6 protein-coding genes are annotated in these 6,258 nt (G+C 54.4%); 4 read left to right on the forward strand and 2 right to left on the reverse strand.

Annotation, left to right across the window (positions count from 1 at the left end; translation table 11 throughout):
• On the forward strand, nt 1-820 hold an 820-nt coding region (thrC, locus tag V6D20_16625), incomplete at its 5' end, for a threonine synthase (GenBank protein HEY9817404.1).
• Here thrC and V6D20_16630 read toward each other — a convergent pair.
• Nucleotides 783-1,325: a hypothetical protein gene (locus V6D20_16630; protein HEY9817405.1), complete on the reverse strand. Its 543-nt coding sequence runs from the start codon at nt 1,323-1,325 to the stop codon at nt 783-785. The genes thrC and V6D20_16630 overlap by 38 nt on opposite strands.
• Before the next feature lie 40 nt (nt 1,326-1,365).
• On the opposite strand from V6D20_16630, the gene V6D20_16635 reads away from it, so the two are divergent.
• Nucleotides 1,366-1,533 (forward strand): hypothetical protein, encoded by a 168-nt coding sequence (locus tag V6D20_16635; GenBank protein HEY9817406.1) that lies wholly within the window; start codon nt 1,366-1,368, stop codon nt 1,531-1,533.
• 13 nt (nt 1,534-1,546) lie between these two features.
• On the opposite strand, the gene V6D20_16640 is transcribed toward V6D20_16635, so the two are convergent.
• Nucleotides 1,547-3,052: a site-2 protease family protein gene (locus tag V6D20_16640; protein HEY9817407.1), complete on the reverse strand. Its 1,506-nt coding sequence runs from the start codon at nt 3,050-3,052 to the stop codon at nt 1,547-1,549.
• Between the two features lie 353 nt (nt 3,053-3,405).
• On the opposite strand from V6D20_16640, the gene V6D20_16645 reads away from it, so the two are divergent.
• Both V6D20_16645 and V6D20_16650 read left to right on the forward strand, forming a co-directional pair.
• Nucleotides 3,406-4,092 carry an MBL fold metallo-hydrolase gene (locus V6D20_16645; GenBank protein ID HEY9817408.1) on the forward strand — a complete coding sequence of 229 codons (687 nt, stop codon included), beginning with the start codon at nt 3,406-3,408 and terminating at the stop codon, nt 4,090-4,092.
• 53 nt (nt 4,093-4,145) lie between these two features.
• On the forward strand, nt 4,146-5,654 hold the full coding sequence (locus tag V6D20_16650; protein HEY9817409.1) for a hypothetical protein: 1,509 nt from the start codon (nt 4,146-4,148) through the stop codon (nt 5,652-5,654).
• Nucleotides 5,655-6,258: the final 604 nt, after the last annotated feature.

Genomic DNA, 6,258 nt, shown 5'->3' on the forward strand with positions numbered 1-6,258 from the left:
GGCCGTTATTTGCGCCAGTACCGGCAACACATCGGCGGCGGCAGCGGCCTATGCACGGCGTGGTGGTCTGCGAGCGTTTGTAGTGATTCCCGATGGCTATGTGGCCCTAGGCAAGTTGGCCCAGGCACTGCTCTACGGTGCGGATGTGTTGGCGATTGAGGGAAACTTCGACCAAGCCCTCACCCTAGTGCGCGATATAGCAGATCATTATCCCGTCACCTTGGTCAATTCTGTTAACCCCTATCGCCTGCAGGGACAAAAAACCGCTGCCTTTGAAGTGGTAGATGCCCTCGGGGATGCTCCAGACTGGCTCTGCATTCCCGTGGGGAATGCTGGCAATATCTCGGCCTACTGGATGGGGTTTTGTGAATACCGAGAGGTGGGCCGCAGTCAACGATTGCCGCGGATGATGGGCTTTCAGGCTGCCGGAGCTTCTCCGTTGGTCAGCGGTCATCCGGTTGCCCATCCTGAAACGGTAGCAACCGCCATCCGCATTGGCAATCCTGCCAGTTGGCACCATGCGGTGGCGGTGCGGGATGCTAGCCAGGGCGAGTTTAACGCCGTCACCGATGAAGAAATTCTGCACGCCTATCGCCTTTTGGCCGCGGAGGAAGGCGTCTTCTGTGAACCGGCGAGCGCCTCATCTGTCGCGGGTTTGCTCAAGGTGAAGGATCAGGTGCCGGAGGGCGCTACGGTAGTCTGCGTCCTCACAGGGAACGGGCTCAAAGACCCAGATACGGCCATTGAGCATGGCAACAACCAGGTCAAGAAAGGTCTGTCGCCTAATGTAGAGGCGGTAGCTCAGGCCATGGGCTTTTAGATTGGGTTTGAGCAGAAGACTCAGAAGGGCGATCGCTGCCTGCGGCAGGTATGGGGCGATCGCTTTTTTCCCGAGTCAATAAATCCATCGTATCGGCTAGGGCCGTAGTCAAGCTCTGGCGCGTGTTTTTGTGATCCGTTTTTTCTGCCTGCAGCGCCTGCCGTAGACCATCGGCATCGGCGATCGCCTGCTGCAGCGACTCCCGAAGCTGTTCTACGGAGAGCTCCTCAAGCTGATCTAGCTGCATGGCGGGTTGTCCTACCAATCCATCTACGGAGCGATCGCTAGAGATCTGCTGTTGTAATGTTTGCAGTTCCATACCCAGCTGATCCAGCTTTTCCTGCATCAGTCGGGCATCGGTACGACGCTGCTGAGCTTCTGCTTGGTAGAGCTTTCGCCAATTTTCGGCGCTGGCATAGGCTTGATCCCGCTCCTTATTGGCAACCTGAATCTGGTGCTGTAGGGTGCGAATTTCTGCGATCCACTGTTTAACATCTTGCGACATGGTCAAAACATGTGACGACTAAAAGGAATGAGGCTCAACGATGGCAGACGATGAACATCTAGAAAAACTCTTCTCGGCGGTTGAGGGAGCGATCGCTCCTCCGCCATGGCTCCCCAGCCAGATGGAACGAGTGGCACCGGGGCTAGCAACACTAAGACTAGCAAATTTATTCTGCTTCAGCGTCCATGGTCATACGCTTCCTCCGTAGCGGTTATGGAACACTAGCCTGCTAGCAACATATTGAGCAACATCGGCGGTGCTGGCAAGACAATAATCACCAGTAACCCTAAGGCCAGAAGCCCCAAAAAATCGCGGGAGTCATTCAGTTCCGTCACATCATTGAGCGCAGGTTGATCCACCGTCGGCATCAAAAACAGCAGAATAGCCCAGACTAGATAGCTAGATTGCACAAAGGCTAGAGCCAAGACCAAGAACCGAGCAACTTGGCCAATTAAGGCTCCAGTGCGCTGCCCAAACATGGCATGAACGATATGCCCGCCATCTAGCTGTCCAACCGGCATGAGATTGAGGGCCGTGACGATTAAGCCCAAACAGCCAGCGATCGCCACGGGATGTAAGTTCAGGGCCTGATCAGCGGTGAACGCACTACCGAGGGACAACCGGGTCAGCAGGGTTAGCAGAAAAGATGAGGTAGGAGAGAAAGAGTCAAAGGTAAAAAGGCTAGAGGTTTCCTCTAAGGGTAGCGTCTCGGAATGGGCTAGCCCCCAAATCAGCAGCGGAATAGTCATAATAAAGCCGGCTAAGGGCCCAGCAATCCCCACATCAAACAACGCCTTGCGATGGGGCACGGGTGATCGCATTTGGATGAAGGCCCCAAAGGTACCAAAGGGGAAAATGAGCGCTGGTGGAACGGGAATGAAGTAGGGATAGGTGGTCTGAATGTGATACCGCCGGGCTGCTAGATAGTGGGCTAGCTCGTGGGTACCCAGAATCGCCATAATGGACAGGGCATAGGGTAAACCTCTCCAGAGCATAGAGGCTTCCGGTGTAAACTCGCTTCCTGGGGGAAGCATCAGCCAAGCCCCAGCTAGGGTGGTGGTTAGTAAGGTTGCAACCAGCAGTCCCAAGGCCAGCAACGGACGTGACACCGGCGACGCATCATCTTTGCTGGTTGCCGCTGGATTAGCTACCAAGGCAAAAAAGGGCTTGCCCTGCATACCCTCTTGGAAAATGACTAAGAAGCGATCGCCAAACTGCGCCTCAATATTTTCTCGAATGGTCTTGTAGGCAACCTCAGGAGACGTGCGGAGCTGCCCCCGACAGATAACAGCTTGAGGTCGATATTCCACGGTCTGTAGGTAATAAACCGACCAAGAGAAGCAGTTGCGCAACTGCTTCTCTTCCTCTTGGTTAATCGGTCGAACCGTTGACTTCCCCTCTAAGGCGGGGGGGTAGGCCAGCAAGCCATCGGATGTGGATAGATCGTCGGGAGGCCGAGATGGCTTCGGTGCATCGGGCAAACGCCCCCACTGCACCAGAAACCAGTAGAGCATCGGACACACCACAAAGGGAATAATGAAAAGGGCAAAGGGCATTTGCTCATTCTCACCCTTTACCACCAGCCAAGCCATCCAAATGAACGCTGGGGCCATCATGACCGCCCAGAGTAACCAAATAGGAGTGCGGGTAATCTTGGCGACACTGCGCTTCACGACCATGTAGGTGAATAGGCTCAGTGTGAAGAAAACGAGCAGTAGAATGATCATGCCATCTGTCTCAAAGCGTCGATGAGCGGAGGAAGGGGAAACCTGCGTCAACCCTGCATTGTGGCAACGTCAACGCCCTTGAACCCAGTAGTCTACGAAATCCTCGGCTAGGTTTTAACGAGGGCTGCCGAGGATAGACGACTCTCCGATAGAGATTAATCGTCCCATTTTATGAAGGGTTCAACTCCAGCTCTAAAATCTATCCCTAAAAATATGGTAAGAAATAAATGCGGTCAGGCTCTAGTGCAATTCAGGAATCTTGCTGCATTTTGTGGCGATCGCCCATGGATAGATCGCCGAGTTCACGGTTAGGATCCTGGCCTCCATCACGTTTGGTGTTTTTTGAGTGTGCTATGCCAACATCGTCTAAATCTCCTCGTCCGGTGCTTGACTATGTTGACACCCTATTTGCATTTCCTCCAAACCGCGACACCATGGGTGGAACAGCCTATCTCATCCTAGACCAGATCGATAGCCAACCGGCCAATATTCTGGTGGATTGTCCAGCTTGGGATGCAGAACACCTATCATTTCTCCAAGCCCACGGTGGGGTTCAATGGCTTGTCATCACCCATCGCGGCGGCTTAGGCAAGGTGAAGGACATCCAAGCGGCGCTCCAGTGTCAGGTTGTCATCCAAGAACAAGAAGCCTACTTACTGCCGGACGTGGACGTAGTATCGTTTCACCATGACCTCACCTTGGGCGATCGCCTTCAGGTGTTCTGGACACCCGGCCACTCTCCGGGATCGTCCTGTGTGTATGACCCAAGGCAGGGCGGCATCTTGTTGACAGGGCGGCATCTCTTACCCGATCGGCAGGGCAATCCTGTACCCTTGCGTACCGCCAAAACCTTCCACTGGCCCCGCCAGCTTCGCAGTGTGCAAAACCTTCGCGATCGCTTCTCCAGCGACACCCTGACCTACCTATGCCCCGGAGCTAATACAGGCTTCCTGCGAGGACAGCGGGCGATCGCCGATGCCTACCGTCAGATGACCACCATCGATTTGGAGCAGGCGCAGATCGCGCCGATTTTGCTATGACCGATGTGTTGTTAACACAGGCACTTACGACAACGGCAGCAACGGACTCTCTCATGGCCACCGTGCTACGGTTTCCAACTCCAGTCTTAGAAGGTCTGGATGGGCGATCGCCTACCCTGCCAGAGCCGGTGGCGCAAACCCTCGATGCCTTGGTGACCATGGTGGCCCAACTCCAGTCTACCGACAGCGGCTGGCCCAGTGACCTGCCCCAAACCCCAGAAACCATTGCTCCCTACGTTGCGGAAGAAATTGATCGGGTCTTGGAAGCTTGGAGCCATGCGTCACCGAAGCGAACCCCCTCGATCCTAGAGGCGATCGCACCTAGTGGACTCCCCCAGCAGACCAGCCATTACATTGACGTCGATACGTGGCGATCGCGCTTGCTTTGGGCCGTGGTACGGGGTAGTGCGATCGCTATGCAATGGATGGAAGGGTTGGAGGCAAGGGTCGTGCTATCTCCAGATGCAGCACCCATCCAGGGGCAAGTGCGCCTTGTCCCCTACGGCATTCTCACCCTAGATCAGACCATCGCCTTTGATCTCACAACCCAGCAGCAGCCGTCCCCCTTGCTCGACGCCAGCGTCTTACTTCAGTCCCAGACCCCAGATACCCAAGGTTTAAATCAGACTCCTTGCTCTGTGGAAAACCTATTAGAGCTACTTCTCGATGGTTTACACGTCCTCACACCTCGTCTAAAACCCCTGCTCACTGGGCAACGAGTGGATATATTGCAGCCTGATCAGACCTGGCAACAAGGGCATATTCAACTGAAATTTGGGTTTGAGTTCATCCCCCAGCCCCCTTCACCGTCAGATACATCCGATACATCTGATACAAAAGATGGGTCTTCACAACCCCCTTCCGCCTCAGAGCAGCCTATTCCTACCCAGTGTGCCGTCCAAGAGCCTGAGCGTACGTCGTTGATCGCAGCAGTGATCGCCCACCAGCGCCAAGAAGCGATCGCTCACCGAGCTGAAGCCTGGCAAGCGATCGCGCAAATGCCAACCGTGCAATCCATTGGCGACTGGGCCTATCAAGCCTGCCAAGTCACCGAGACCCTGCGCCACCCAGCCCTCACCTACCATCCCATGCTGCTGCACCAGGCCATTCCTGTTTACCAATGGCAACGATGGCTGTTGTGGCAAATTAGCCGCAGCGCCTATCCGGTGATGCAGCTCCTAGGCGGCATATCCGCTCAAGTGCTCCAACCCGGCAGGTCTTGGCAATCGGGAACCTTACGCCTCTGGGCCGGTCTGCATCTCACCACAGAAACTCAAGATCTCCTCCTCGATCTCACCACCGGCCAAGCCCAAGACCAACCGCACACCGCTATCCATCCAGACGCGATCGCTCGTCCTTGCTGCCTAGGCTGGAATGCAGAACTCCTATCCATAGAATCTCTGCAAAAAGCTGTTTTGGAACAGTGCTACCACACGCCCTTGCTCGACCAACTGCGATCGCCCCTCCCCGTCGATCTATGGGTAGCCGAGAGCGATCGCCCTACCACGGCAACCTTGCAACTAGACCTACAGCTTGAATTTTGGGATATTCCTCTGCGCTAGTGCCTGCATCTAGCGATTGCTAAGAAGCTACATCAGTCCAGGATCCACGCCAGAGACCACGCTGGCTGAGTGAAGTCCTTCACGCAGTGTCTCCCATCGGGAGAAAGCCATAACCCAACTAGCGTTGCCTTCGACTTGTCCCAGTCAACGCTACTACCGCAGCAGACTGGGACAAGTGCAACCCAGCTCAAAATCGGCCCCACATGATAATGGGGGCGCGAACGATCGCAACCCCCAGAACAATTAGAAAATCAGAAAATCACGCTAGACTAACTCGAATCAGATTGAAACGTAATCCGTAAACCGTGTCTAGAGAAGAAATAATGAGGTGTACATGAACCCACAACAGGCTCTCATGCTGGACAGATCGAGTCTCTTTAGGAGGCTAGTGAGCTTTAAGTCAGGAATAGACCTCGACTAAACCAATCGCTATCTACTAATGACCGCTGTAGTGTTGATCTGTCACGTACAAGTAGAGTGCTGCGTTGAACTAGAACAGGAGGCACAGGTTCTAACTCCGGGGGGATAAAGGAATCAACTTGAAGAGAAGATTGATTGCCTTGTGCCTTGATCTAAAAGTATCACGTCTTTTTCAGCGTAGGTG

The sequence above is a fragment of the Candidatus Obscuribacterales bacterium genome, from assembly GCA_036703605.1.
Taxonomy (GTDB): Bacteria; Cyanobacteriota; Cyanobacteriia; order RECH01; family RECH01; genus RECH01.

Coding starts and splice junctions, on each gene's coding strand:
- V6D20_16650 (HEY9817409.1), top strand. CDS start 4,146: ATGGCCACCGTGCTACGGTTTCCAACTCCAGTCTTAGAAGGTCTGGAT.
- V6D20_16635 (HEY9817406.1), top strand. CDS start 1,366: ATGGCAGACGATGAACATCTAGAAAAACTCTTCTCGGCGGTTGAGGGA.
- V6D20_16645 (HEY9817408.1), top strand. CDS start 3,406: ATGCCAACATCGTCTAAATCTCCTCGTCCGGTGCTTGACTATGTTGAC.
- V6D20_16630 (HEY9817405.1), bottom strand. CDS start 1,325: ATGTCGCAAGATGTTAAACAGTGGATCGCAGAAATTCGCACCCTACAG.
- V6D20_16640 (HEY9817407.1), bottom strand. CDS start 3,052: ATGATCATTCTACTGCTCGTTTTCTTCACACTGAGCCTATTCACCTAC.